Origin of the sequence: Thioalkalivibrio sp. ALJ7 (assembly GCF_000376865.1) — a bacterium.
In the GTDB taxonomy this organism is placed as follows: domain Bacteria; phylum Pseudomonadota; class Gammaproteobacteria; order Ectothiorhodospirales; family Ectothiorhodospiraceae; genus Thioalkalivibrio.
This window is the reverse complement of sequence record NZ_AQXQ01000011.1, coordinates 474,848-500,151: the sequence shown is the minus strand read 5'-3', so window position 1 is coordinate 500,151 and position 25,304 is coordinate 474,848. Positions and strand designations below refer to the sequence as shown.

The window sequence follows — 25,304 nt, the reverse complement described above, 5'->3', positions numbered from 1 at the left end:
CTTTCAATGGCTTGTGGGGTTGGTGCCCCCTGTTCCCCGATCCTGCGTTGCGCCCCGAATCCATCAGAAACGGGCGGGTAGAACCACTACCCGCTACTCGACGCGCCTTGTCTCGGGAAACAGGGGGCACCAACGCGGACGTGCGATTCAATCAGCGTCTCCCTAGAAGCGATTGAGACTGGCAAGGGGGCCGACAGGATCGCGTACACGCATCCAGGAAGCGATGCTGGCGCGCCAGCGGCGAGTCGGGAGGACGGCGTGGGGTACGTCCTGGCTGAGGAACATCACCAGGGTGCCGGCGCAGGGCTGGATGCGCTGGATCTCGCGATCGTCCTGGTCGTAGATGGCCAGCTCCCCGCCATCGCGGGCGCGCCAGTGTCGGTTGAGATAGAGCACCAGCGACAGGCGACGGCAGTTGCTGGCCTGAAAGGCATCCACATGGCGGGCGTAATGAGCGCCCGGCGGATAGAGGGCAAAGTGGGACTCGGTCTCGAATAACCCCGGGATCAAGGTACGACTGACCTGCAGGCGCACCTGGTCCAGCGCCGCCACAAAGGCCTGCTGCGCCGGGCTCGCGCCATCCAGCCAGTGGATCCAGTCCCCGCGGGTGGCGAGATCCCGGCGGCGGCCGCTTGCGCGGCCAATCCTGGCGCGCTCGAGCCGACTACTATCGCGCAGGGCATAGAGCTCGTCGCGCAGGGCATCGACCAGCCCTTCCTCCAGGAACCCAGGCCAGACCACAGGCTCACTGGCAGCGAGCCGATCCAGCCAGTCAGGCACAGGAGCGGTGCCGAGCCCGCACTCTGCGGGCGTTACTGCAAGGGATACGCTACCGGGAGCCGCGATCGGCGGGGTGGGCACCACACCGACGGGCGCCGCTAATTGAGTTTTCAAACCCTTATAGCCTCGTTCAACGTTGCACGGGATGTGCGGTCAGTCAGGTCGGTCCCGGGCAGGCTCAGCACCCGCCAGAGCGGCCCAATCGGCCGACCGAAACGACCGATGCCCCGACAGACCCTCCACCCAGCACAACCATTGCTTATACACCAGAACGGACCGTGAGGCTGACAAACGTCGGCAGGGTTCGTTGTGGTTTCTCGAGGCCGATGCGAGGCCCAGCGGTTACTGTCCGTCAGATTTCAAGCCTTCGGAGTTTTCCAACCTCCTCGGCTTGGCGACCACCAGCGCGATACCACCCAGAACGGCTATGCCCGCGAGCACCAGGCGCAGCGTCAACGGTTCTGCCAGAAGACCGATTCCCGCGATCGCGGTGATCACGGGCACGCTTAGCTGGGCGACCGCGGCGGTAGAGGTCCGAATGAGCTTGAGCGCGGCGTACCAGACCGCGTATCCCAGTCCGGAGGCCAACGCGCCCGATGCAATGGCCAGCAGAACTCCCGGAAGGTCCAGAACGGCACCGGGAATGAATGCGAGCGCTACGACCAGGGCGGGTAAGCTCGCCAAGAGGAAATTCGCGGCCGTTACCCGGGTGGGGTCACCGCCTGCGCTCGCCCGCAGCGTGTAGACACCCCAAGCAACACCAGCCGCGATCATCAGTGCAGCAGGCATCGGCGGTGGCGCCGAGAGTCCGGGCGACAGCAACCAAATGAGCCCCGCGAGCGCCAGGGCAAACCCGGTCCACTGGCGTGACGTCAAACGTTCGCCGGTCGCCAGATACCAACTGACCATGGTCACCTGGACCGCGCCGAACAGCAGCAACGCCCCGGTCGCGGCCGTCAACGAGATATAGGCAAACGAAAACCCAATGGCGTATACGAATAGCGCCAGGGCCGAACCCCAATTGCCCCGTCCTTCGGGAAGGGCCGGCTGGGCGCGAACGATCAGCCATAGGATGATCGCACCGGAAACGAGCCGGATCGCGGTGAAGCTGACCGGATCGATGGAAGTCGACGTAAACGCGGCGCGCGTCAGAATGGAATTGGCAGCGAACGCAATGAGCGCCACTGACATCAATATGACAACGCGTACCGGCATCAGCGTCGGATTCCTTTTAAGTGAAGGGAGGATGCGATGCATCCACACCCAGCGGGATCGACAAAGGCCGAACAGCCCGGATGATAGCGTGACGAGCAAGGTATGGCGCCGAAAATGGCACCGCGAGTTCAGAGAGGCGTAGAACCCTGAATGGGTCCCTCGGCTTCACCGCTACGAATGCGACCCGCCAATCACGTATCAGGAACAAAAAAGCCATGACCGGACAGATCGGCCATGGCTTCCTAACACAAACGAGCGGGAAAACCCGCTAAGCAAAAAGATAAAACACTAGTAACGAAGGACGGCCAGCTCGACAGTGGAACCACCGTTCTCACTGGCATATTCCTCGGCGTCACCAGCCCGCATGAAGGCGACGTAGTCGTCGTCGGTTTCCACAAAAGAGGCGACATGGCCGAACAGCTTCAGGCCCGTACCGTGGTCGTACACATACGTCGCACGAACTTCATCGGAACCGGATTCCTCGACCTCTTCAACCGCGGCCAGCATCTCACCAATGGAGTCGTACTTGATGATGCCCTCTTCGGCAAACCAGACCTCGGCCGGCGGAAGCCCGCCTGCGCCCGGTTCGGAGCGGGTGATCTTGCCTAGTTGCTCCTCGTAGTCCTTACCCTGAGCCTCGTAAACCGCGCGGACAAAGCTGTCGTCCACCCAGCGATCAAAGTCTAGATCCGGGACCGAACGCTCCCGCTGCAACGTGGAGTGGTGATACTTGAGCGCATCGACCCACTCGGGCTTCAGGGTCGGATCGACCGAGGTAATGCCACCCTCGCTAAAGTACAGGTACAGGACCTCTTTCTCGATCGTGGTCCACTCTTCCAGCTTGGTCGCCGCCCGCTTGGGGTCTTCCATGATCCATTCCTGAGCCTCCATGGTCGCCGCGATGTACGCCTCGACCACACGCGGATGCTCTTCCGCGAAGTCATCCCGCACCACGGTCCCGTGGAAGGTCGGCTGGCCAACCTCGCTGCCATCGAAGACCTTGCGGCCAAAGCCGCGATACTCCATGACCTCGGACCAGGGCGTGAAATTCGCATGGGCATCGATGTTGCCAGTGCGGATATTCGCCACCCCGACCGGTGGCCCCTGATCCCGAAGTTGCACGTCATCCGCAATGCCGGCCTGGCTCAGGGCGTCCAGGGTCATACCCCAGGCGGCACTGCCGAACGGCGTCGAAAGCTGCTTGCCGGCAAGGTCTTCCAGCCGCTGCGCAGGGGAATCGACGGGGACGACGATACCGTTGCCCGTCCCACGGGCGTTGTAACCCGTCATAGCTACGAAAAGGGACTCGGCACGACCCGTGTTCTGGAAGGTCGCACCGTTCACGATGAGCGGGTAGTCACCCATGACCCCGAACTCGAGCTGCCCGGCGATCATTCGGTTGGTGATCGGCGGACCGGAGTCGAAATCCGCATACTGGACGACAAAATCGACGTCCTCGTACCGGCCATCCGTCGGCAAATGTTCCTCGAAAAGACGCAGGCGTTCGACGACGACCCCGCCCGATACCGTATTAGTGACCTGACTCTGGTGCCCGACCCGGATCTGGATCGTCTCGGCCACCGCGGCCCCGGAAAAGGCCGCGATTGCTACACCGGCAACAATTGGCTTCCAACGCATGGTTCTTCTCCCAAAAAAGTGTCCGCCAAAATGGCGCATCCAACGTTTGACCAGCCGACTGACCCCGGCGTGAGGACTTGCCTGTACTAACAGGCCATGACTGATCTACCGGATCCGCAGCAGGTTCCGTGCCGTAGCGAGCAATCGAGAGAAAAGAATCTTCAACTAATTGTTTTTACGAGTTTATATTTTTCGCCCCTTGGCGCATTGGAATCCGCCATCCGTCGCGATACCGCCCCAACCTGGGGAATCCCTGCGCCATTGAAGTGCCGTATCACCGGATTGAGCGTCGGCAAGCATGACAAGCAATACACCTTCCGCATGCAGCGCTCCCACCGTCGGCCTCACTACTCAGCCACTCCATCCGTTCCACTACCCATCTCACTCCTTCTATGACACGATATGATGAGTCGAACCGAGGAACGAGACCGCCCATGGAATCCAGCACTCCGGACCGCCAAACGCTTCAGGAATCTCCGCAACCGCTATATGTCCAGATCAAGGAAACGTTGCGTCAACGGATCCTCGACGGCACCTACCAGCCGCACCAGAAGCTTCCCTCCGAAAGCGAGCTCACCCGGCGATTCGGCGTCAGCCGCATTACCATTCGCCAGGCACTGCGTGACCTGCACAACGAAGGCCTGATTTTCAGCTCGCAGGGCAAGGGCAGTTTTGTCAGCAAGCCGAAGGCGGTGCAAAACGTACGACGCCTGGAAGGCTTCGGCGAGGCCATGGCGGCCCAGGGCTACGAAGCAACGGCACGGGTCGTTTCGATCGAGGAAATGGTCCCGCCCAAGAATGTGCGCGACGCACTCGACCTTGGGGGTGCAACAAGCGGCTCGGTGGTCGAAGTGAAGCGGGTGCGCTACCTGAACCGGGTGCCGGTTTCACTGGAGATCAGCTATTTCCCATTGGATGTGGGGCGCCCCTTGTTCAGTCAGGACCTCTCGGGCGATATCTTCCCGATCCTGGAGAACCTCTCGGGCATCCCGCTGGGTGCGGCCAACATCAGCATCGATGCCGGGCTGGCGAACAGCGAAGTACAGAAGGAATTGGGCCTGTCGGAAGCCGACCCGGTTCTACAGGTGGAACGTCTAACCCACGATCGCTCCGGACGGCCCATCGACTACGAGTTCCTGTTTTTCAGTGGCGACTCGTTCAAGTATCGATTCGAGATCGATCGATCCTGAATCGACTGGTCGCGGCAATATCCGGGCGTGCCCTTGCAACCACAGGGCCCCGGGTAGAAGAGGCCCGGTAACAACCATGGGCGCATGGCCTAGATGCTCACGCGGATCATGTTGAGCGCGACGAGCAGCAGGAAAAATCCGAAGACCTTCTTGAGTGGCCGGGGATCGAGTGCGTGAGCCAAACGCACTCCGATCGGCGCACTGAGATAGGCAATGCTGACGATGCAGGCAAACGCGATCAGGTTCACGGCGCCGATGGTCCCGGGTGGCTGGTGGGCCGGCTCGACGTTGACCAGCATAAAACCAAGCGCAGCCGGCCCCGCAATCAATATCCCCATACCTGAGGCCATCGCGACCGCACGGCGCATGGATGTCCCCAGGGCCGTCATCAGGGGAACCGAGAGCGTGCCACCCCCTATGCCCATGATCACGGACACCGATCCGATCACAGGGGGTGCCGTTCTAATAACGGCGCCTTCGGGAAGATGCGTGATGATCCGAAACCGCAGGTCGCCGACCAGCAGATGGATCGCAATCAACAGGGCCAGCACCCCGAAGATCACCTGCAGCACCTCGGACGACAGCTGCGCCGAGATCCAGACCCCGAGAATTGCCCCACCAATGATGCCGGGGCTCCAGCGCCGAAGGATGGCCCAGTCCACCGCCCCGCGCGCATGATGAAGAAAGGTGGATCGTGCCGAGGTGACCACGATGGTGGCCAACGACGTCCCCAGGCAGATCTGCATGAGCTGCTCGCTGGAATAACCCAGCAGCGAAAAGATATGAAACAGGCCGGGGACAAGGACGATTCCCCCGCCCACTCCCAGGAGCCCCGACAAGATGCCGGCGATGCCGGCCAGCACCACGAGCAACACCGCCATCCAGACGATCAGACCGGGATCAGGCACGGATCAGATTCCGGAACGACGGGGCACGTGGCCCCACCCGCTCAGGCATCCGACACAACCGCTCGGATTAATAGCCAAGGGCACACCCGTCCTTGCGGTGATCGGAGGCACCCACGAGCGTCCCGGCCGCATGATCAATCCAGATGGCCTGCGAACCGCCAATCGGACGTGGTGGGAATATCAACCGATGGCCACGATCCCTCAAACCCTCCAGCACTTCGGGACGGAAGGTGGACTCGATTTCGACCATCCCCTCTCCCAGAATCGGGAACAGACGTGGCAGGTCCATGGACTCCTGCAAATCGAGCCCGAAGCGCAGCAGGTTGGACAACATGTACGCGTGTCCAGCTGACTGGTAGTGCCCGCCCATCACTCCGAACGGCATCACCGGCCGGCCCTTTTGCGACACCATGCCCGGGATAATCGTGTTCAACGGACGCTTCCCGCCATCCAGTTGATTCGGGTGCCCCGCCTGCATGCTGAAGCCCTGGCCACGGTTGTTTAAAAGCACGCCATGCCGTGGCGTAAGGATGCCGCTACCAAAATTCAGGAACAGCGAGTTAATCAGGCTGACCGCATTGCCGTCACGGTCCACCACGGCGATACAAACCGTATTCCCCGCCACCGGAGACAAGGGCTGGACGGGCACGGAGGCGGCGGAATCGGGATCAAGGCTTTGACGCATCCGGTCCGTGTACGAGTGCGCGAGCAATTGCCCAAAACCGGCTTCCATGGCATCCGGTTCGGCGACCCACTCATCCCGCGCGGCATAGGCAATACGGGCAGCCTCGATAAAATAATGGAGGCGTTGAGGGTCCAGCGGATCACCGCAGCCTGCCTCCAGTGGCTCCAGCATCTGCAGCAACATGAGCGCGATAATGCCCTGCCCATTCGGCGGGCACTCGTGGACCTCGTATCCCTGGAATGTCGTGGAGATCGGGTCGACATACTCCCCGCGAGCGAGCGCGAAATCCTCGAGCGAATGGAACCCGCCCAGTTCGCTCAAGACCGCCACCATCTCCTCGGCCACGGGCCCGTCGTAAAAGCCGGATGGCCCCTGCTCCGCGATGCGCTCGAGGGTTCTGGCTAGTTCGGGTTGCCGATGAATGGCCCCCACTGCAGGAGGCTGGTCGTCGGTCAGGAAACGTGACCGGGTGGGTGCATGGGTGCGCAGCAACTCCTGATGGCGGCTCCAGTCCCAGTGAACGCGTGGCGAGACGGCGTACCCATCCCCCGCCAGACGGATCGCGGGGGCCAGGATTTCACGCATGGAAAGGCGCCCATGATCGGCCGTCAGCCGACACCAGGCCTCAACCGATCCCGGTATCGTCACGGCATGGGCAGAGGTCCGCTCGATGTCGGCCAGCCCCATGTGCGCAAGTCGCTCGAGACTCGCAGCCGCCGGCGCGCGCCCCGAGCCGTTATAGGCCACGGGACGTTCGGATCCCGCCGGCCAGATCATTGCAAAGCAGTCCCCGCCAATACCCGTTGACCCTGGCTCGACTACGCACTGCACAGCGCAGGCCGCCAGGGCCGCGTCCATCGCATTGCCGCCATCACGCAAAACCTGCAGCGCTTCGACACTGGCGAGCGAATGGGAGGTTGCCACCATGCCGCTGGTCGCATGCACCGTGGAGCGGCCGGGTTGCTCGAAGTTTCTCATCCTCTACCTCTTTACGATCTCAAGGAGTGAATGGCACTGGATTCGGTGCGGCCCCGAAGCACGCTACGCACACCCGCCACCACCGCCATGAGCAACAGCAAGACCGTCGCGGCCAGGAAAAACATGCTGATCCCACTGGAAACAAAGTATTCCGCCTCGCCACGGCCCAGCTGAATGGAACGGCGGAAGTACCGCTCCAGCATCGGCCCCAAAATGAAACCAATCAGCACAGGCGCCATCTCGAATCCATAGCTCCGCAGGAAGACGGCGATCACGCCCAGCATCAGCGCGAGTCCGACATCAAAGGGGCTGTTGTTGACGCTATAAACGCCAATGCAGAGCAACACGATGATCATGGGAAAGAGCATCTGATAGGGGATCTTGAGAATCCGCACCCACAGCCCGATCAAGGGGATGTTCAGAAGGATCAGCAGGAAACTGCCAATCCAGAAACTGGCGATCAGCGTCCAGAACATATCGCTGTTCTGGGTCACGAAATTCGGGCCCGGCGTAATGCCATGAATCATCAGGGCACCCAGCATTAGAGCCATGGTGGCACTGCCCGGTATGCCCATCGACAGCGTTGGAATGAAGGCGGTCAGCGCCGCGGCATTGTTGGCCGATTCCGGCGCACTAATGCCCTCGATCGCGCCCTTCCCAAAGCGTTCCCGGGTTCGTGAAACCCGTTTCTCCACCGCGTAAGCGACGAAGGACGCAATGGTCTGGCCGGCACCGGGGAGCGTCCCGAGGAACGAGCCAACGGCCGTGCCCCGAACCATGGGAAAACCCGAAGCCCGCAGATCCTCGCGTGTCGGGATCATCGACTTGAGACTAACCTTCGCGGTAGCGAGATGCCCGGAACGCATGACCATGGAACGCATAATCTCGGAGATCCCGAACAGACCCATCGCCAACACGATCAGGTCAATCCCGTCGAACAATTCGGGTATGCCAAACGTGAACCGGGCGACCGCCGAGTTCTGGTCCATCCCAATCAGTCCGAGCAGCACGCCAACGGCCACCATCGCCAGTGACTTCGCCGTACTGCCGTTAGTGATGGTCGATGTCGCCACCAGCCCGAACAGGATCACCGCAAAGTACTCGGCGGGCCCAAAATTCAGCACCAACCGCCCGAGCGCCGGAGCCGCAAAAGTCAGGAAGAAGATCGCAACCGAAGACCCCACCAGAGAAGCCACTGCCGTAATAAACAGGGCCACGCCCGCGCGCCCGGAGAGCGCCATCGGGTGCCCATCCAGGCAGGTCACCGCCGAGGAAGGCGTACCCGGGATGTTCAGCAGAATCGACGTGATGGAGCCACCATACTCGGCGCCGTAGTAGACACCAGCAAGAAGGATCAGGGCACTGGCCGGCGGCATGTAGAAGGTAATCGGCAGGAGCATGGCGATGGCCGCCATCGAACCGATACCGGGGAGTACGCCGATGAACGTCCCAAGCGTGACTCCGAGAAGAACATAGAGAAGATTCTGCAGCGTGAAGGCCGCTTCGAAACCACCGGCAAGGCCGATCAGAATATCCACGGCATGTTCCTGGGGAACGCGCGAAAGTGCAGATCAAGCAGGACGACGAACACGATCCAGACCGCCGCCGTATTGAAGGTGGCAAGCGCCACCGCCGACAGGGGACGGAAAGGTGGGCGCGCGATGGACGAGATCAGTGACGTCACGAAGGCCGCCATCACAAGACCCAGGCTCGGTAGCAAAGCCATGAAGGCCAGCACCCCACCCGATATCATCAAGATCCCGCGCAGCCCCTGCCAGTCCAGGTCTAACGCATCCAGCCGAGGCTTGATGCCGGGACCGAACATGCCCCATATCAACAGGCCGCCTGCAATAAGCAGTGCCACGGCCAGAACGAGGCCCGGGACCATTCCCGGACCTATCCGTTGCAACGTGCCAATCGGAAGCCTTTCCAGGCCGAGAATGAACGGTGCGCACACCAGCAGGAGCAAGAATCCGGAGCCGGTATGGGTATTGAACAACCAGCCCCAGCTCAGCCGGTTCCACAAACGCTCCGCCACGACGGCAACATCGATGTACGTACCCGCATAGGCCCGAGCCTGGAATTTCGGGCGCTCAGTAATCTCACTTCTCATGGCGTCATCGAACATGGCGTTTACCTGCGTGATCAATCAGGATCGATCTGTACAACCATTTCGGTCTCGATAGGGGCCTGGAAAGCCAGACCCGCCACCACCACGATGGCCCGGGCGTGCTGGCCGCGCTCCGGGCCCAGGACCTCGACCAGAAGATCGGAAGCCCCGTCCGCAACCCAGGGGCCTCGGTCAAATCCCTCGACCCCATTCACGTACCCATTGATCTTCACGATCCGCTGAATGCGGTCGAGATCACCGAGATATTCCTTGAGCCAGGCGAGGTGATTCAGGGCGCAGCGACGCGCCGATTGATAACCCTCTTCGTCACTGATCTCACGTCCCAGCTTTCCGGGGTTGGGGATCCTGTCGGCACCGCTTTCGTCCTTGACGGTGCCGAGCGTTCCAGAGACCCACACCAGGTCGCGTACCTGCACGCAGGGAATGAAGTTGGCGGGGACCGTTCGCGGTTCCGGCAGATCGATCCCCAATTCCTGCAAGCGCTTTTCGGTATGCATGGTGGTTTTTACCTGTGCTTTCCGTGTCACTGGGGAATGGGGCTACTGCGAACCTTTCAGTCCAGCGTCTTCGAGGACGATCGCCCACTTCGCGATTTCATCGGCAACATGGGTTTCAAACTCGCTCGCCGTCGAACCGATCGTTACAAAGCCCTGCGATTCAAGCGTCTCGACCACATCGTCGGACTTCATGGCCCACTGAAAAACCTCACTCAACCGCTCGACGATCGCATCCGGTGTATTGGCGGGCGCCTTGATTCCCCACCAGCCATAGGTCTCGAAATCGTCCAGACCCGATTCCATGGCGGTCGGCACGTCAGGCAACAGGGTGGAGCGCTCCTGGCTCGTGACCATGACGGCATGCAGGTCGCCACTTTCAACGAAGCCTTTACCCGAAGAGATGTTGTCGAACATGAAGTCGACGCGACCCGCAATCAGATCCTGCAGGGCCGGGGCGCTACTCTCGTAGGGGACGTGCTCCATCTCTACGCCCAGGGTGCTCGCGAAGAATTCAGCCGCCAGGTGCAGCGGACTGCCGATACCGGAGGAAGCGAAACGCAGGGTGTCGCCTTCAGCCGCTGCGATCAGGTCTTCGAGAGACTCGATACCGGAATCGGTGGGTACCAAAACCAGGTGAGCCTGGGAGGCCAGCAGGCTCACCGGCGCGAAGTCCTCGATCGGGTCGTAGGGCAGCGACGCAAACAGGGACGGCGTCACCGCGTGGGTGGCGAAGTTTGCAAACAGCAGGGTGTAGCCATCGGCCGATGCATTCGCCACGGTATTCGAAGCAACGGAACCACCCGCGCCCGGACGGTGTTCAATCGAAAAGCGCTGGCCAAGCTCTTCCGAGGCCTTATTGGTGGCGATTCGCGCCAGATTGTCAGTCGCTCCACCGGGACCCAGCGGAAGGTAGACAGAAATCGGGCTGTCGGGATAGTCGGCCGCCGCGGACGGAACTCCAGCCATGGCCCCAACCAATGCAAGGCTCAACACAACGCCTCGCAGGTTCAGTCGCGCAAACTCAGGGATCTTCATTGGTCAAGTCCTCTCATATGTAAAAACGGTCGCGATCGAAAATGCACGGCAGCAGAACCCTCAACCAACCGGAGGTGCGAGATGTCATGCGTTCTTGATGCGCAATAGAGTTATTGCAAGGGGTGTGCCATTCGAATTAAAACTTTCAAGTTACTGAATTTAATCAGTATTTAAATTATCTAATCGAAGCAAAGAATCCACAAAGGGGCATGCGGCGGGAAGATACAATTGCAACCCGGAGAGGGGTCGAAACAACAAACGTCAAGCACGGAATGGCAGCCGGACGAGTTTTGGTTGGGAAGAGACAAGCAAAAAGCTCTTTTGTCGAGTTCGGTCAAGTGAAGGCGTGCGTCCAATATGGTGCACAGCGCACCATTCGAGCGCAGCAACACAACCGGCCGAAGAAACAATCGGGGAACACTGAGCTTATGGCACTCAGGACTGGGAGGCAGATTACAGGCGGGCACCACCGCGGCGGTTCTTGATCCGCTTCAGGAGTGTCTGGCTCTCGACACTCGAGACATCCGGCTGCGTGGAAACCTGTGATTGAATCAGGCTGTAGAGATCGTCATAGGAATCCACGAGTACATGGACGTGCAGGCTGCGCATGTCGGTCATGATGTAGAGACTGACCACTTCGGGCTGCTCGGCCAGATGTCGGGCCACTTTCTCCAGACCCTGGGGGACTACCTTAATGTCCAGAAACGCGGAAACCGACTTGCCGAACTTTTCCGGGTCCACGATCGCGGCGAACTTCTCGATGACCCCTTCATCCTGAAGCTGCTGCACCCGGTGCTGCACATGCGCGCGACTCACACCCAGCTGGCGTGCGATCTCGGCGAATGACATGCGTCCATCCGCGACCAACAGGCGAACGATCTGTGCGTCCAGGGAATTCACGCTTGCCCCTCCGGCCATTCAGTCGACGTGGCCGACGACCTATTCATGAATGTACCTGATCTGGCGTCCAGTCGGGTCAGGGCACAGTCGGTTCGCGATCGCTTTGGGTCACGAGATACGCGAACGGCGTCGCCTGCAGGAAGGGCTTCGGTCAGAAGAGTCGCACCCAGCCGATGCGCCCGGCTGGCAGGCGTACAGGGACACCCACCCTCCGGGCTGGCCGGTACCGACATCAACCCTCGGCGAGTTCGGGCTTGGGCTCGCTTCGCAACTGCCGGATCTTCTCGTGAAACTCCGGCAGGATTTCGAACAGGTCGCCGACCAGGCCGTAGTCGGCCACGCCGAAGATCGGGGCATCCGGGTCCTTGTTGATGGCGACGATGACCTTGGACCCGGTCATGCCTGCGAGGTGCTGAATGGCGCCGGAGATACCCACCGCAATGTATAGCTCCGGTGCGACCACCTTGCCGGTCTGTCCCACCTGGCAGTCGTTGGGGGCATAACCGGCATCCACGGCTGCACGCGAGGCGCCCACGGCGGCGTTCAGATCCGCTGCCAGCTCCTCCAGCAGCCGGAATTTCTCCAGGCTGCCGAAGGCTCGCCCCCCGGATACGACGATCCCGGAGGATTCCAGTTGCGGCCGGTCCGACTGGTCGAGTTGGAGTTCGACCTCGCGGGACTGGGCCTGGGTCTCACCGACGTCAATGCGTTCAAGTTGGGCCTTACCGCCGCCCACCACCTCTTTGGCGAACGCAGTCGGGCGTATGGTCAGCAACTTGTGCGGCTCCAGCACCCGCAAGGTTTCGTTGGCATTGCCCGCGTAGATCGGGTGCACGAACGTCTCCGCGTCCTGGATCACGGTGACATCCGAAACCATCTGGATGTCGACCAGCGCCGCCACCCGGGGGAGCAGGTTTTTCCCGAACGTGGTGGCGGGCGCCAGCACATGACTGTAGTGCTCGACATGTCCGGCCACCAGCCCGGAAAGATCCTCAGCAAGGCCACCTGCCAGATGGGGCGCCTCGGCGACCAGCACACGGCGAACCCCGGCCATCGAGGCGAGGTTTTCGGCCGTCGCCGCGGGGCGTGCACCCGCTACCAGGACGTCGATGGGACCATCCAGTTCGCGGGCGGCCGTCAGGGTGGACAAGGTGCTGGCGGCCAGTGTCTCCCCTGCCGTCTCCGCTACAACCAGTATCGTGTTCGTCATCTCAGATCACCCCCGCTTCGTTGCGCAGCTTGTCCAGCAGTTCGTCCACGTCCGCGACCTTCACACCCGCCTCTCGGGGAACGGGCTCGGAAACCTTGACCCGCTCCACCCGCGGACGCATATCCACGCCCAGGGCCTCGGGCGTGCGCTCCTCGATGGGGCGTTTCTTGGCCTTCATCATCGCGGGCAGCTTCACGAACCGGGGCTCGTTAAGTCGCAGGTCCGCTGTCACCACGGCAGGCAGGTCCAGTTCAACGGTCTGCTGCCCGCCATCGATCTCGCGTGCTACCCGCGCCCGGCCCTCTGCGATGGTCAACTCGGACGCGAAGGTACCCTGGGGCCAGCCGAGCAATGCAGCGGTCATCTGCCCGGCCTGGTTGGCGTCATCGTCGATCGCCTGCTTGCCAAGAAGCACCAGGTCGACGGCTTCCTCGCGCGCGACCGCGGCCAGCAACGCGGCCACGTTCAGGGGCTGAGGCGATTCCGTCACATCGATCCGGATCGCGCGATCCGCGCCCATTGCCAGGGCGCTGCGCAGAACCTCCTGACTGGCCTCGTCACCCACCGTCACCGCCAGCAATTCGCTGCAGATGCCAGCCTCTTTCAGGCGTACGGCCTCCTCCAGCGCAATCTCGTCGAAGGGATTGGCGGACATCCGGACATTTTCCGTCTCGACACCGCTGCCATCCGACTTCACGCGGATGTTCACGTTGTAATCGATCACGCGTTTTACGCCGACCAGTACTTTCATCGCATTCACTCCCGTTGACTTTGCGGCCCGGCAATCGGCCTCGATGCGGCCTACATGCCCGAATAGATCGGGCCCTCGCCGCCTTGCGGTACCTGCCACTGGATATTCTGGGTGGGGTCCTTGATGTCACAGGTCTTGCAGTGCACGCAGTTGGCTGCGTTGATCTGCAGGCGCGGCCCCTGGTCGCCATCGACAATCTCGTACACCCCGGCTGGGCAGTAGCGTGTCTCCGGCGCCCCGAATTCGGCCAGGTTCACCTGGATCGGGACGTCGGGATCACGCAACCGAAGATGGCAGGGCTGATGCTCGTCATGGTTGGTGTTCGAAAGGTGCACCGACGACAACAACGGGAATGTAAGCTCCCCATCCGGCGCCGGATACTCGATGGGCGAGGCCTCCGACTGGCGCTGTAACTGCTCGTGATCCGCGTGCTGGGAGAACGTCCATGGCGCACGGCCACCGAACAAATAGGTGTCTGCGGCAGCATACGCCAGCCCGCCCCACAATCCCCAGCGGGCAAAGGCGGGGCGGATATTGCGCGCGCGCCTAAGCTCGGACCAGACCCAGGAATCCGCCAACGCCCGGTCCACGCCAGTAGCCGCCGCTGGCTCGGATGCGTTCGCCCAATGCTCGAACACCGCCTCCGCCGCCAGCATCCCGGACTTCATGGCGGTGTGGGTGCCCTTGATACGGGCTACGTTCAGCAGGCCCGCGGCATCCCCCACCAGCATCCCGCCCGGGAATTCCAGCTTGGGGCAGGACTGAACCCCACCCTCCACCAAGGCCCTCGCACCATAGGACAGGCGGCGACCGCCCTCGAGATGGCGGCGAATCTCCGGGTGGGTCTTGAACCGCTGCATCTCCTGGTAAGGCGAAAGGTTCGGGTTGGCGTAGTCGAGCCCGACCACGAATCCCACGGACACGCGGCGCTCGTCGAAGTGGTACAGGAAGCCGCCGCCGTAGGTTCGAGCGTCCAGGGGCCAGCCGACGGTATGCACCACGGTGCCCGGCCGGTGGACGGATTCATCCACTTCCCAGACCTCCTTGATGCCAATCCCGTAGGTCTGCGGATCGGCATCTTGATCCAGTTCGTAGGCGGCAATCACCTGCTGGCTCAACGATCCACGGCAGCCCTCGGCCAGCAGGGTTCGCCCGGCCACAATCTCCACACCCGGCTCGTGCTGCGGACCGGGCGTACCGTCCGGCTGCAAGCCGGTGTCCGCGGTCGCCACTCCACGCACGGCACCCTGTTCGTCATACAGCACCTCGGCCGCCGCGAAGCCCGGGTAAATGTCCACGCCCAGTGCCTCCGCCTGCTCGCCCAGCCAGCGGCACAGGTTGCCCAGCGAGCCCACATAGTGGCCCTCGTTGCGCAATGAAGCCGGGGTGGGCAGCCGCAGGCTTCCATGCTCGCGCAGCAACAGGAAGTGATCGTCGACGGCCGGCGTTTTCAATGGCGCCTTGAGATCGCGCCAGTCGGGGATCAGTTCGTCCAGCGAGCGCGGATCGATCACCGCACCGGAAAGGATATGCGCCCCGACCTCGGGCCCCTTTTCCAGTACACAGACCGAGAGGTCGTCCCGGCCCTGGTCCTGCGCCAACTGGCGCAGCCGGATCGCGGCCGCGAGACCCGCAGGCCCCGCACCGACGATGACCACATCCATCTCGATCTGCTCGCGTTCCATGGTGATCTCCCGCTCAGTCGGCGCCGCCGGACTACTGCTCGACAAAGGCCCGCTCGATCACGTACTCACCCGGTACACCCGTCTTGGGCGAGGCGGTGAAGCCCATCTGATCCAGCAGGTTCGACAGGTCCTCGAGCATCGCCGGGCTGCCACAGATCATGGCGCGGTCCTGTTCCGGGTCGAGCTGCGGCAGACCGAGGTCTTCGGCCATCTTGCCGTTCTCGATGAGGTCCGTGATGCGGCCCTGATGAACGAAGTCCTCGCGCGTGACCGTCGGGTAGTAGAGCAACTGCTCCTGCGCAAGCTCGCCGAGATATTCGTGGTTCGGGAGCTCCTCGGTCAGGTATTCCTGGTAGGCCAGCTCGCTCTTGAAGCGGACACCGTGGACCAGGATCACCTTCTCGAAGCGCTCGTAGGTCTCCGGGTCGCGAATGATGCTCATGTAGGGCGCAAGTCCGGTACCCGTACCGAACAGATACAGGTTCTTGCCCGGCAGCAGATCGTGGATCACCAACGTGCCAGTCGCCTTGCGGCTTACCAGGAGCTGGTCACCCTCGTTGATGTGCTGCAGGCGCGAGGTCAAGGGGCCGTCCGGAACCTTGATGCTCAGGAACTCGAGGTATTCCTCGTGGTTCGGGCTCACGATGCTGTAGGCCCGCAGCAAGGGCTTGCCCTCCACCTCGAGGCCGATCATTACGAAATGACCGTTCTCGAAGCGCAGGCCCGGATCGCGCGTGGTCTTGAAGCTGAACAACGTGTCATTCCAGTGGTGCACGCTCAGCACTTCTTGTGGGTCACAGGCTGCCATGGGGTCTACCTCCCAGATTCGAGTCGGGTTGTGCTTCCATCATTGATTGAATGGGCCGAGGCCCGGGCGCTGCTGATCTCCCACAGATAGCGCCACGGATAGATGCCCTGCTCGTGACCATCGGAGAACACGAAACGCACCCCGCTGACCCCGAACGGAACGATGTCGACCACGTCCACTTGAGTGGCATCCGTTACCGGCTCATCCCTGCGCCGCGCCACGGTGCAATGGGCACAGCGACAGGCCAGGCGCAATGCCTCGAAGCGTTTGCAGGTGACCTCGCCGGACGGCCAGCAAAACTGAACCTCGCCGGTCTGCCCCTGCAGACGGATCTCGTCGGGCGGTTGCATGCTCATTACGCGCTACCTCCGGCAGCCATCGGGCCGCCCTCCACAGGACAGGTTCGGGCGAGTTCCGCGAGCACGGTCTCCTCGATCACCAGGGTGGTGACCGGCGGCCACAACAGGGGGTTGTCCGGGTCGTCCACCGGACGCGCCCCGAGCAGGGTGGCCACGCCGGTCAGCCACGCCCCCAAAAAGGCGCCGCGCGTTACCCAGCTTGTAATGACAAGATGCAACATAATGACTCAGCGCTCCAGTTCGGCCAGCTTGCCCGTGCGCTCGATCCACTCTTCCGCGTCTGGTAGCGGGTCTTTCGCAGAAGTTATTACCGGCCAGATAGCCGCCAGCTCGGCATTCAAGTCGAGGAGGTGTTTTTGATCCTCGGTCAGCTCGCCTTCTGGCTGGATTGCCTCGGGCGGACATTCCGGCACACACAGGTCACAGTCGATGCACTCCACCGGGTCGATCACCAGCATGTTGGGACCCTCGTGGAAGCAGTCCGCCGGGCACACCTCGACACAATCGGTGTACTTGCACCGGATACAGTTTTCATTCACTACGTAGGTCACGGTCGTCTCCGTTCGGCTGCAGGGAACACTCGGGGAAACACGCGCGGCGAATCAGCTCGCCACGCGCAATTTCGACTGGGCCCACAGGGCGGTCTTGCGGACATCGGGGTCGGGGTCGTCCAGGGCGCTTTCCACATACGCGCTGGCCCGAGCGTCACCGATCTCGCCCAGCGCGCCGACCGCGGCCTTACGCAGATTCGACACCGGGTCATCGGTGCAAACACCCACCGCCTCGACCGCCTTCGGATCACCCAGGGTGCCCAGCGCCTCCACGGCCTTCTCGCGCACCTGCCAGAAGGCGTCGCGGGTCGCCTCGATCAGGCTCTGGAGTGCGGCTCGCATGCGCAGCTTGCCGATCATGGAGGCCGCCTCGGTTCGAACCTGCCAGTTGTCATCTCGCAGCCCCCCCAGCAACGCATCCACAACGGAGTCGGGATCGCCGTACGAAAGGGCACTCACCGCCACCCGCCGAACATCCGGGTCGGAATCCTCGCGGGCTCGCTCCATCAACACCGGAAGGTTGGCCGGCGACCGCAACCACCCGAGCACGGAGACCGCCTCACGGCGCACCCCAGCATCGGAATGTTGCAGCATGGCCAGGGCGGGTTCGCAGCTCTCGGCGAGCCGCATGGGCTTGAGTGCCCCGAGCACACCGATAATGACGAATGGGTCGTCACTGCCCTTCAGGGCATCCAGCAACGGCTGGGCCGCGTCGGTGTCTTTCAGGTCCGCCAGGGCGTGGGCGGCGGCATTACGTACCGCCTCATCGCTATCGCTGAGCGCCGCCAGCAGGGCATCGGCAATATCGGCCGACTCGAACTCGTCGACGACCTTGGCCGCCTCTCGGCGGACCGAGGGGTCGGGGTCTTTCAGGGCCTGGGTCAACAGGTCGGCCGCTTCGGGCTCTGCACTGTCCACCAGGGCCAGGACCCCGACGCGGCGCATCTCCACGTCGTCGGAGGCCAGCTTGTCGGCAATGTCCTGCAGTTCTGGATCGTCATATTCGCTCATCGGGTTCACCTTCAGCTCAGCAGATACGGAATGTTCACAGTGACTGCGTCGGTCGGGCAGTCCTTCTCGCAAGGCATGCAGTACCAGCACTCGTCGTAATGCATGTGGGCCTTGCCCGTGACCTCGTCGATCAGCAGGACATCCAGCGGGCAGACGTCGATGCAGACCCGGCACCCCTTGTCGGCGATGCACTTCTCTTCATCAACGACCACCGGGACGGTCGTCTTGTGGTTGGCTACAGGCATGTCACTTCCCCTTTATTCAGCCGGGACTTCATCGGTGTTTTCGATCCGCATGGACTGGTAGGCCGACAGCTCGTCGTCGTCCAGCGGGATGATGTAGGGGTCCACCGCACGCGTACCGGTGCACATAGATCCGTCCTCGCCCTTGTACAGGCGGCTGTGACAGAACCAGTTCTCGTCGTCGCGCTCGGGGTAGTCGATGGAGTAGTGGTACAGCCCCCAGCGGGATTCCTTGCGCGCCATCGAGGCACGCGCCGCCATCTCGGCGCAGTCGACAATCGCATGCACCTCGAGGGCACGCAGCAGTTCGTGGGGATCCCGGGCGTGGAGCTTGGCCAGGTCCTCGCGCACCTGCAGGATGCGGCTGAGCCCGATCTCCATCTTCTTGGTGACCTTGGGCGGCTGCAGGTAGTCGTTCACCAGACGGCGCACCTTGTATTCCATCTGCTCCGGAGGAATACCGTCCTCCGCATTCAGCGGTGCCATCACGCGTTCGAGTTCCGCCGCAATCAACGACTCGTCCAGTGGTGCGTCGGTCCAGTCGCTGACGTAACGCGTCGCGCTCTCGCCGCAGATCTGGCCGTACACGAATGCGCCCAGCATGTAACTGTGCGGCACCGAGCCCATGTCCCCGGCCGCATAAAGGCCCGGCACCGTGGTCTCGCCGTGTTCGTTGATCCACACCCCGGAAGCCGAGTGGCCGCTACAGAAACCAACCTCGGAGATGTGCATCTCCAGCATGTGCTCGCGATAGTTGGTACCGCGCCCGGCATGGAAGCGTTCTCGCGACGGGCGCTCGTTGGTATGCAGGACCGTCTCGATCTCCTGGATGGTCTCCTCGGCGAGGTGATCCACCTTCAGGTAAACCGGGCCCTTGCCCCCTTCCAGCTCGCGGTAGAACTCCAGCATCATCTGGCCCGACCAGTAGTCGCACTCGATGAAGCGCTCGCCCTGGGCATTCGCGGTGTAGCCGCCCAGCGGGCCGGTCACGTAGGCACAGGCCGGACCGTTGTAGTCCTTCAGCAACGGGTTGATCTGGTAACACTCCAGGTTCGCCAGGTCGGCGCCGGCGTGATAGGCCATCGCATGCCCCTCGCCCACATTGGTCGGGTTCTCGTAGGTGCCGTACAGATAACCGGAGGTCGGCAGGCCCAGGCGTCCCGCGGCGCCGGTCGCCATGATCACGGCCTTGGCGCGGATCAGCAGCGGCTCGGAGGTGCGAGTGTTCACCGCGAAGGCCCCGGCGATCTTGCCGTCGCGATCCTTCAACAGGCGGGTGGCCTGATAGCGATTTTCCACCTTGACCCGGTTACGGCGCAGGCGCCGATACAGGATCTTCTTGACGTTGTGGCCCTCGGGCATGGGCAGCACGTAGCTCCCCATGTGATGGACCTTCTTCACGTCGTAATCGCCAGTCTCGTCCTTCTGGAAGTGCACCCCCCAGGAGTCCAGCTTCTGGATCATGTCGTAGGAACGCTCGGCATAGGCCAGGACCGCCTTCTGATGGACGATGCCGTCATTCGCCGTGGTGATCTCCTTTACATACTGCTCGGGCGTGGCCCGGCCCGGGATGATGGCGTTGTTCAGGCCATCCATCCCCATGGAGATGGCGCCGGAGCGTTTCACGTTGGCCTTTTCCAGCAGCATCACGCTCAGGTCGGGGTTTTCCTCCTTGACCGTCACCGCCGCCAGCGGCCCGCCGGTCCCGCCGCCGATCACCAGGACATCCATCTCGACTGTTTTGATTTCGTTGACTTTCATAGGTACTCCTCATTGGGATCCGTACGGAACTTGCAGTTGAAGGTGTCTTCGCGGAACGACAGGCACTCCACGTCAAAGGCACGACCGCTGCGGTCGAGAAAGACACGGGTGAGTTTCAGGACAGGGGCCTCCACCGAAAGCGCCAGCGCTTTCTGGACCTCAGGCTCCGGGTGACAGGCCTCGATTTCGATACGGGCACTCCGCACCCCGAGACCCAGGCGATTCTTGAGAACGGACAAGGTGTCCACCGTCAGGTCCCGGCTAAATACCCGCCGACCGATGGCCAGGGGCAGAAAACTCTCGCTGACCATCACCGGCTGTGAGCGCAAATACTGCACCTGGCGAATGCGGGTAACCGAGTCGTTGGGCGCCAAGCCCAGCTCACGCGCCACCCGCGAAGGCGGGGTCATCTCCTGCATGGAAAGCAGGCGCACATCGGCCTCGCCGATCTGGCTGGTCACCGTCTCGCCGAAGGCCTCCATGCGCCGCAGCTCCTGGCTGACCCTCGGCCGGGCGACGAAGATTCCACGCCCCTGCGCCGTCACCACCAGGCCTTCGGCACACAACTCGCGAAGCGCTCGACGCACCGTGATTCGGCTGACCCCGAAGGCCTCAATCAACTCTTTTTCAGTGGCCAGGCGCTCGTTTGGCGCGCGCACACCCTGAAGGATCTCGCGGCGCAGGCTGTCGCGGACCCAGCCGTAGAGCGGTCTGGATCCGCCGGACCGGCTAACGGGACGCGGAGGTACCGTGCTTGCAAGCCCTATTTGGCGGTGTATATCCAGCATATGTACTATCCTATCATAACAAGTAATGAGGAGTAAACGGATCCGTGCCCATTTGGCTCTAGACCGACTGCCCCTGCTGTTCGAATGCCCGTGTCGTCTCGGCCCGAATCAGGTCCAGGCACTGTTTTTTCAGCTCGACGAATCGGGGCTCGGTCACCACCTCGTGGGTACGCGGGTGCGGGATGTCGACACGAATATCCTTGATTAACCGTCCCGGACTGGCGCTCATCACGATGATCCGGTCCGCCAGGAACACGGCCTCCTCGATGTCATGCGTAACGAACACGATGGTGGTGTGAAACTCCTGACGCAGATCCACCAGGTTTTGCTGCATCATCGCTCGGGTCTGGGCATCCAGCGCCCCAAACGGCTCATCCATCAGCAACACGTCGGGGTAGTTCGCCAGGGCGCGCGCGATGCCGACCCGCTGCTGCATACCCCCGGACAATTGCGCCGGAAAGTGGTTGCCATAGGCCGAAAGGCCCACCATCCCGAGAAAGGTGCGCGCGATACTGTCGGACTCGGTTCTGGAGTGCCCGGCCATCCGGGGGCCAAAGGCGACGTTCTTGCGGACACTTTTCCAAGGGAACAACGAGTGCTGCTGGAACACCATGCCGCGTTCCGGACCCGGTCCACGAACCCGTTTGCCATCGACTTCGACACGCCCTGCCGTCGGCGCGACGAATCCGGCCACCGCATTCATCAGGGTCGATTTGCCGCAACCCGAAGGTCCTAGGAGGCAGATGAATTCGCCCGGTTCGATCTCCAGGTTCGCGCCATCCACCGCTAGATTTCGGCGCCCATTGGTATTGAACTCGATGGACACATCGGAGATCTGGACTCGGCCCGCCTCGGGGCGACCCGCCAGCGTCCCACCGGGTGCAGATTTCTTGCGTGATGGCCCCTCACCGAAGGCCCAAAGGTTTCCAATTCTCATTGCGCGATCCCGTTGCTTACATGGTTCGAAATTGGGTCGACTTCCTAACGCTGCCAGCGCAGGAACGGCCGGGCGCCATAGCGCACCAACAGCGTGGACAGAGTTCCAAGGAGGCCGATCGTCACCATCCCGACAATGATCTGCGGGTACTGAACCAGTGAGTAGGAGCTCCAAGTGAAGTAGCCGATGCCGTACTGGCCACTGATGATCTCGCCCGCTAGAAGCGAGAACCATGCGATGCCCATGCCGATCGCCATACCCGCCACGATGCTGGGCAAGGCCGCCGGCAGGACGACATGGATCAAGATCGAGGTACTGGAGGCCCCCAAAGCACGGGCGGCCCGCACGAGATCCTTGGGCGTCTGATCCACCCCGTGCATGGTGTTCAGCACGATCGGAAAAAATGCCCCGAGAAAGGTGATAAAGATGATGCTGCTCTGTTCTGTGGGGAGCATCAGGATCGCCAGCGGAATCCAGGCCACCGCCGGAATGGGCCGGAAGATTTCTACATAAGGCGAGAACACATCCTCCACAAAACGGTTACGACCCATAAAAACGCCAAGCGCGATGCCGGAGATCGTAGCCAACCCGAAGGCGATCGCGACCCGCTCGACGCTGGCACCGACATGTCGATAGAAGATGTCGGAAGACAACAGATCCAGCAGCACCGCACCCACAACACCGGGTCTGGGGACATTCTCGAAGTTGAGGAGCAGACGGAAGTCGTTGACCGACGCCAGATGCCAAAGACCGATTAGCACCAGAACCGAGATCGCCCGGACGCTGTAGCGTGCCCACCAGGTACCGCCTAATACCTTGAGGCGCTCGCCGATAGACGAGTCACCCGCCCCGCCAAGCGAGGAACTGCCCGCTCGAGGGACTTCCTCCGACGCAGGCGCGGCATCCGTGGCCTGGGCCGTCGCAGTCGTATTGTCGGGCGCGGAAGGAGCGGTCTCCACCGGCTCGTCTGCTACTGGCACCGTCTTATTTGTCATTCGAAACCCCTTCCCTCGAGGCCATCAGGTCTTGCCCAATGGATTGGTCTGTCACGCCACCACTCAACTTGTTCTGACGTGTTCTTACGCCCTGAAGTGGCTGCAGCATCCATGCCAATGCCCAAGGGGCATCGAGAAAGGGGTTTAAGGTGCTGTTTCTAGGGGAACGTCGAGGTGCAGAAAAAAAGGGATCCACGAGCCGACGCGGGTCACGTGCATCACGCACGGGCGAACGCGCCCCAGGACGGGGCACGCTAACCCAAAACTGCGAGGCTTATAATGACAAGTGCAGCCAGAACCGGAGCCCGCGGCCGCTGAGACCTAGTGGGTCAAGAAGCCCGCTTCGATCAAGGACTGGCGTAGCCGCGCGTGGGCCTCGGTGACGCGGGCACGGGGGCCACGCACGCCCAATTCGACCCGCGGCGCGTTGCGGTCCATTCGGGGCAGACAGGAGATGCGTAGATCCGGGAACGCGGCCTCCATGGCCTCAAGCACCGGCACCAGCGAGCTCTCGGTGGTGTTCTGCAGGATCAGGCTCTCTTCCACCGAACCCGCTTCCGCGTTGCGCTGGGGGAAGCGCTGGTCCAGCACCCAGCGCACCATGGGCTCGGCCATGGAGGGGAATCCGGGCACGCAATGATGCCGCTCGCAGCTGAACCCTGGCACACCGTTGATCGGGTTGGGTATCAGGCTGGCACCTTCTGGCAGCTCGGCCATGCGGATGCGATGCGGATAGGCCTCGTCCCCGAAGCGGCGTTCCAGCAGATCAACAAATTCCGGATGGCGCTGGAGCGGTCGTTCCAGCGCTTCGGACAGGCAGGCACGGGTACGATCGTCCGGGGTCGCGCCGATACCGCCGAAGCTGAACACCTCGGCGCCGCTTGCCAGGGTCTCGCGGAAGGTCTGCGTCAGCAGGCGGGCGCTGTCACCCACGATCCGGATCCACGACAGCTCCAGGCCCTTCTCGGCAAGCGCCTCGGTCAGGTGCGCATGGTGCCGGTCGCGGCGCTTGCCGCTCAGGAGTTCGTCGCCAATGATCACGGCGCCGATCTCCACCGCATCGGCATCCCGTTCGACCATCACGGGTCCGTCCATCGCCCCGGCCTTCACCACGTTACTGTTTAGCGCCCAGCGCGAGCGCACGCTCGCGGGCGGCGGCGCGCGCCTCGGGGGCGTTGTCCGGATCGTTGAGCCACGGCGTCAGGTGCTGGCGCAGCAGCCCGGCCAGGAAATCGAGGTGATCCGCGCGGTCGTTCAGGGCCGGGATGTAGTGGAAGCGTTCGCCACCGGCCTCCTGGAAGATCTCGCGATTCTCGTCGCCGATCTCCTCGATGGTCTCGAGGCAGTCCGCGGAGAAACCGGGGCAGATCACGTCCACCGAGCGCACGCCCTGCCCCGGCAGCGCCTCCATGGTCTTGTCGGTATAGGGCTGCAGCCATTCCTCGCGACCGAAACGCGACTGGAAGGTCACCTGCCACTGGTCGTCGTTCAGCCCCAGCGCCTGCGCCAGCTTGTGCCCGGTGGCATGGCAAAGGCAATGGTAGGGATCGCCCTTGAGCAGGTAGCGCTTGGGGATACCGTGGAAGGACATCACCAGGCGATCGGCCTGCCCCTGTTCATTCCAGTGCTCGCGAACGCTGTTGGCCAGCGCCTCGATGTAACCGGGCTCGGCGTCGTAGGCGGCGATGAACTGCAGGTCCGGCACCCAGCGCCAGCCCTTCAGCACGTCGGCGACGGCATCGAAGGTGGAGCCATTGGTACTGCCCGAGTACTGCGGATAAAGCGGCAGGACCACCACTCGACGCACGCCCTGGCGCCGCAGCTCGTCGAGACCGGCGGCAATCGACGGGTTGCCGTAGCGCATACCCAGCGCGACCGGGACCTCACCAACCTGTTCGGCCAGGCGCTGGCGCACGCCTTCGGCCTGGCGTTTCGAGATCGCCAGCAGCGGCGAACCCTCATCCGTCCAGACGGTGGCGTACTTGGCCGCGGAACGCTTGGGACGGATATTCAGAATCACGCCGTTCAGGATCAGCCACCAGATGGGCCGTGGCACCTCGACCACACGCGGGTCCCAAAGGAACTCCTTCAGGTAGCGGCGCAGCGCAGGGGCAGTGGGTTCGTCCGGCGTGCCGAGATTAGTCAATAACACACCGACACCGCGCGCCTGGCCGTGGCGATAATCCGCTTCTCCGAAGTACTTCATGGGGCTCCTTGCAGACAATAGGGGGAGTCGACTCCGTTCGGAG

At 62.4% G+C, this 25,304-nt stretch carries 26 protein-coding genes; 1 reads left to right on the top strand and 25 read right to left on the bottom strand.

Annotation, left to right across the window (positions count from 1 at the left end; all coding sequences use genetic code 11):
• Nucleotides 1-162 precede the first annotated feature (162 nt).
• The 3 genes from D002_RS0108680 to D002_RS0108670 all read right to left on the bottom strand — a co-directional run bounded on the left by D002_RS0108680 (nt 163) and on the right by D002_RS0108670 (nt 3,633).
• Nucleotides 163-864, bottom strand: a complete 702-nt coding sequence (locus D002_RS0108680; protein WP_081610841.1) for a 2OG-Fe(II) oxygenase — start codon at nt 862-864, stop codon at nt 163-165.
• 258 nt (nt 865-1,122) lie between these two features.
• Nucleotides 1,123-1,995 carry a DMT family transporter gene (locus tag D002_RS13125; RefSeq protein WP_018141528.1) on the bottom strand — a complete coding sequence of 291 codons (873 nt, stop codon included), beginning with the start codon at nt 1,993-1,995 and terminating at the stop codon, nt 1,123-1,125.
• A gap of 288 nt (nt 1,996-2,283) precedes the next feature.
• Nucleotides 2,284-3,633 (bottom strand): ABC transporter substrate-binding protein, encoded by a 1,350-nt coding sequence (locus D002_RS0108670; RefSeq protein ID WP_018141527.1) that lies wholly within the window; start codon nt 3,631-3,633, stop codon nt 2,284-2,286.
• 434 nt (nt 3,634-4,067) lie between these two features.
• Between D002_RS0108670 and D002_RS0108665 the strand changes: the two genes are divergently transcribed.
• Nucleotides 4,068-4,823 (top strand): GntR family transcriptional regulator, encoded by a 756-nt coding sequence (locus tag D002_RS0108665; protein ID WP_018141526.1) that lies wholly within the window; start codon nt 4,068-4,070, stop codon nt 4,821-4,823.
• An 89-nt stretch (nt 4,824-4,912) separates the two neighbouring features.
• Here the strand turns inward: D002_RS0108665 and D002_RS0108660 are convergent, their stop codons facing one another.
• The 22 genes from D002_RS0108660 to hemH all read right to left on the bottom strand — a co-directional run bounded on the left by D002_RS0108660 (nt 4,913) and on the right by hemH (nt 25,261).
• Nucleotides 4,913-5,704: a sulfite exporter TauE/SafE family protein gene (locus D002_RS0108660; protein ID WP_231362936.1), complete on the bottom strand. Its 792-nt coding sequence runs from the start codon at nt 5,702-5,704 to the stop codon at nt 4,913-4,915.
• A gap of 94 nt (nt 5,705-5,798) precedes the next feature.
• Nucleotides 5,799-7,394 (bottom strand): gamma-glutamyltransferase family protein, encoded by a 1,596-nt coding sequence (locus tag D002_RS0108655; protein ID WP_018141524.1) that lies wholly within the window; start codon nt 7,392-7,394, stop codon nt 5,799-5,801.
• Between the two features lie 11 nt (nt 7,395-7,405).
• Nucleotides 7,406-8,932: a tripartite tricarboxylate transporter permease gene (locus D002_RS0108650; RefSeq protein ID WP_018141523.1), complete on the bottom strand. Its 1,527-nt coding sequence runs from the start codon at nt 8,930-8,932 to the stop codon at nt 7,406-7,408.
• Nucleotides 8,920-9,522, bottom strand: a complete 603-nt coding sequence (locus D002_RS0108645) for a tripartite tricarboxylate transporter TctB family protein (RefSeq protein WP_231362929.1) — start codon at nt 9,520-9,522, stop codon at nt 8,920-8,922. Before D002_RS0108645 ends, D002_RS0108650 begins: the two co-directional genes overlap by 13 nt.
• Nucleotides 9,523-9,539: 17 nt before the next feature.
• Nucleotides 9,540-10,022: a RidA family protein gene (locus tag D002_RS0108640; RefSeq protein WP_018141521.1), complete on the bottom strand. Its 483-nt coding sequence runs from the start codon at nt 10,020-10,022 to the stop codon at nt 9,540-9,542.
• Nucleotides 10,023-10,064: 42 nt separating this feature from the next.
• Nucleotides 10,065-11,057 carry a tripartite tricarboxylate transporter substrate binding protein gene (locus D002_RS0108635; protein WP_018141520.1) on the bottom strand — a complete coding sequence of 331 codons (993 nt, stop codon included), beginning with the start codon at nt 11,055-11,057 and terminating at the stop codon, nt 10,065-10,067.
• A 453-nt stretch (nt 11,058-11,510) separates the two neighbouring features.
• A complete protein-coding gene (locus D002_RS0108630) occupies nt 11,511-11,957 on the bottom strand; it encodes an Lrp/AsnC family transcriptional regulator (RefSeq protein ID WP_018141519.1) in 447 nt (148 codons plus the stop codon).
• 232 nt (nt 11,958-12,189) lie between these two features.
• The gene (locus D002_RS0108625) at nt 12,190-13,167 is read right to left on the bottom strand and encodes an electron transfer flavoprotein subunit alpha/FixB family protein (protein ID WP_018141518.1); all 978 of its coding nucleotides are present in this window, start codon (nt 13,165-13,167) and stop codon (nt 12,190-12,192) included.
• A gap of 1 nt (nt 13,168) precedes the next feature.
• The gene (locus D002_RS0108620; RefSeq protein WP_018141517.1) at nt 13,169-13,918 is read right to left on the bottom strand and encodes an electron transfer flavoprotein subunit beta/FixA family protein; all 750 of its coding nucleotides are present in this window, start codon (nt 13,916-13,918) and stop codon (nt 13,169-13,171) included.
• A 50-nt stretch (nt 13,919-13,968) separates the two neighbouring features.
• Nucleotides 13,969-15,603, bottom strand: a complete 1,635-nt coding sequence (locus D002_RS0108615; RefSeq protein ID WP_018141516.1) for an electron transfer flavoprotein-ubiquinone oxidoreductase — start codon at nt 15,601-15,603, stop codon at nt 13,969-13,971.
• Between the two features lie 31 nt (nt 15,604-15,634).
• On the bottom strand, nt 15,635-16,411 hold the full coding sequence (locus D002_RS0108610; protein ID WP_018141515.1) for a ferredoxin--NADP reductase: 777 nt from the start codon (nt 16,409-16,411) through the stop codon (nt 15,635-15,637).
• Between the two features lie 5 nt (nt 16,412-16,416).
• A complete protein-coding gene (locus D002_RS0108605; protein ID WP_018141514.1) occupies nt 16,417-16,767 on the bottom strand; it encodes a gamma-butyrobetaine hydroxylase-like domain-containing protein in 351 nt (116 codons plus the stop codon).
• Nucleotides 16,767-16,991, bottom strand: a complete 225-nt coding sequence (locus D002_RS0108600) for a hypothetical protein (protein ID WP_018141513.1) — start codon at nt 16,989-16,991, stop codon at nt 16,767-16,769. The genes D002_RS0108605 and D002_RS0108600 overlap by 1 nt, the downstream gene beginning before the upstream one ends.
• Before the next feature lie 6 nt (nt 16,992-16,997).
• Entirely contained in the window at nt 16,998-17,321 is a 324-nt protein-coding gene (gene fdxA / locus D002_RS0108595; protein ID WP_018141512.1) for a ferredoxin FdxA, read from the bottom strand.
• Nucleotides 17,322-17,372: 51 nt separating this feature from the next.
• Nucleotides 17,373-18,332, bottom strand: a complete 960-nt coding sequence (locus D002_RS0108590; RefSeq protein ID WP_018141511.1) for a HEAT repeat domain-containing protein — start codon at nt 18,330-18,332, stop codon at nt 17,373-17,375.
• An 11-nt stretch (nt 18,333-18,343) separates the two neighbouring features.
• Entirely contained in the window at nt 18,344-18,577 is a 234-nt protein-coding gene (locus tag D002_RS0108585; protein ID WP_017942684.1) for a ferredoxin family protein, read from the bottom strand.
• A gap of 12 nt (nt 18,578-18,589) precedes the next feature.
• Complete coding sequence (locus D002_RS0108580) at nt 18,590-20,335, bottom strand: fumarate reductase/succinate dehydrogenase flavoprotein subunit (protein WP_018141510.1); 1,746 nt, start codon at nt 20,333-20,335, stop codon at nt 18,590-18,592.
• Complete coding sequence (locus tag D002_RS0108575; RefSeq protein WP_081610840.1) at nt 20,332-21,123, bottom strand: GntR family transcriptional regulator; 792 nt, start codon at nt 21,121-21,123, stop codon at nt 20,332-20,334. The genes D002_RS0108580 and D002_RS0108575 overlap by 4 nt, the downstream gene beginning before the upstream one ends.
• Before the next feature lie 58 nt (nt 21,124-21,181).
• A complete protein-coding gene (locus D002_RS0108570) occupies nt 21,182-22,060 on the bottom strand; it encodes an ABC transporter ATP-binding protein (RefSeq protein WP_018141508.1) in 879 nt (292 codons plus the stop codon).
• 44 nt (nt 22,061-22,104) lie between these two features.
• On the bottom strand, nt 22,105-23,055 hold the full coding sequence (locus tag D002_RS0108565; RefSeq protein WP_018141507.1) for an ABC transporter permease: 951 nt from the start codon (nt 23,053-23,055) through the stop codon (nt 22,105-22,107).
• Nucleotides 23,056-23,376: 321 nt separating this feature from the next.
• Complete coding sequence (locus tag D002_RS0108560) at nt 23,377-24,150, bottom strand: competence/damage-inducible protein A (RefSeq protein WP_369772029.1); 774 nt, start codon at nt 24,148-24,150, stop codon at nt 23,377-23,379.
• Between the two features lie 19 nt (nt 24,151-24,169).
• The gene (gene hemH / locus D002_RS0108555) at nt 24,170-25,261 is read right to left on the bottom strand and encodes a ferrochelatase (protein ID WP_018141505.1); all 1,092 of its coding nucleotides are present in this window, start codon (nt 25,259-25,261) and stop codon (nt 24,170-24,172) included.
• Nucleotides 25,262-25,304 lie beyond the last annotated feature (43 nt).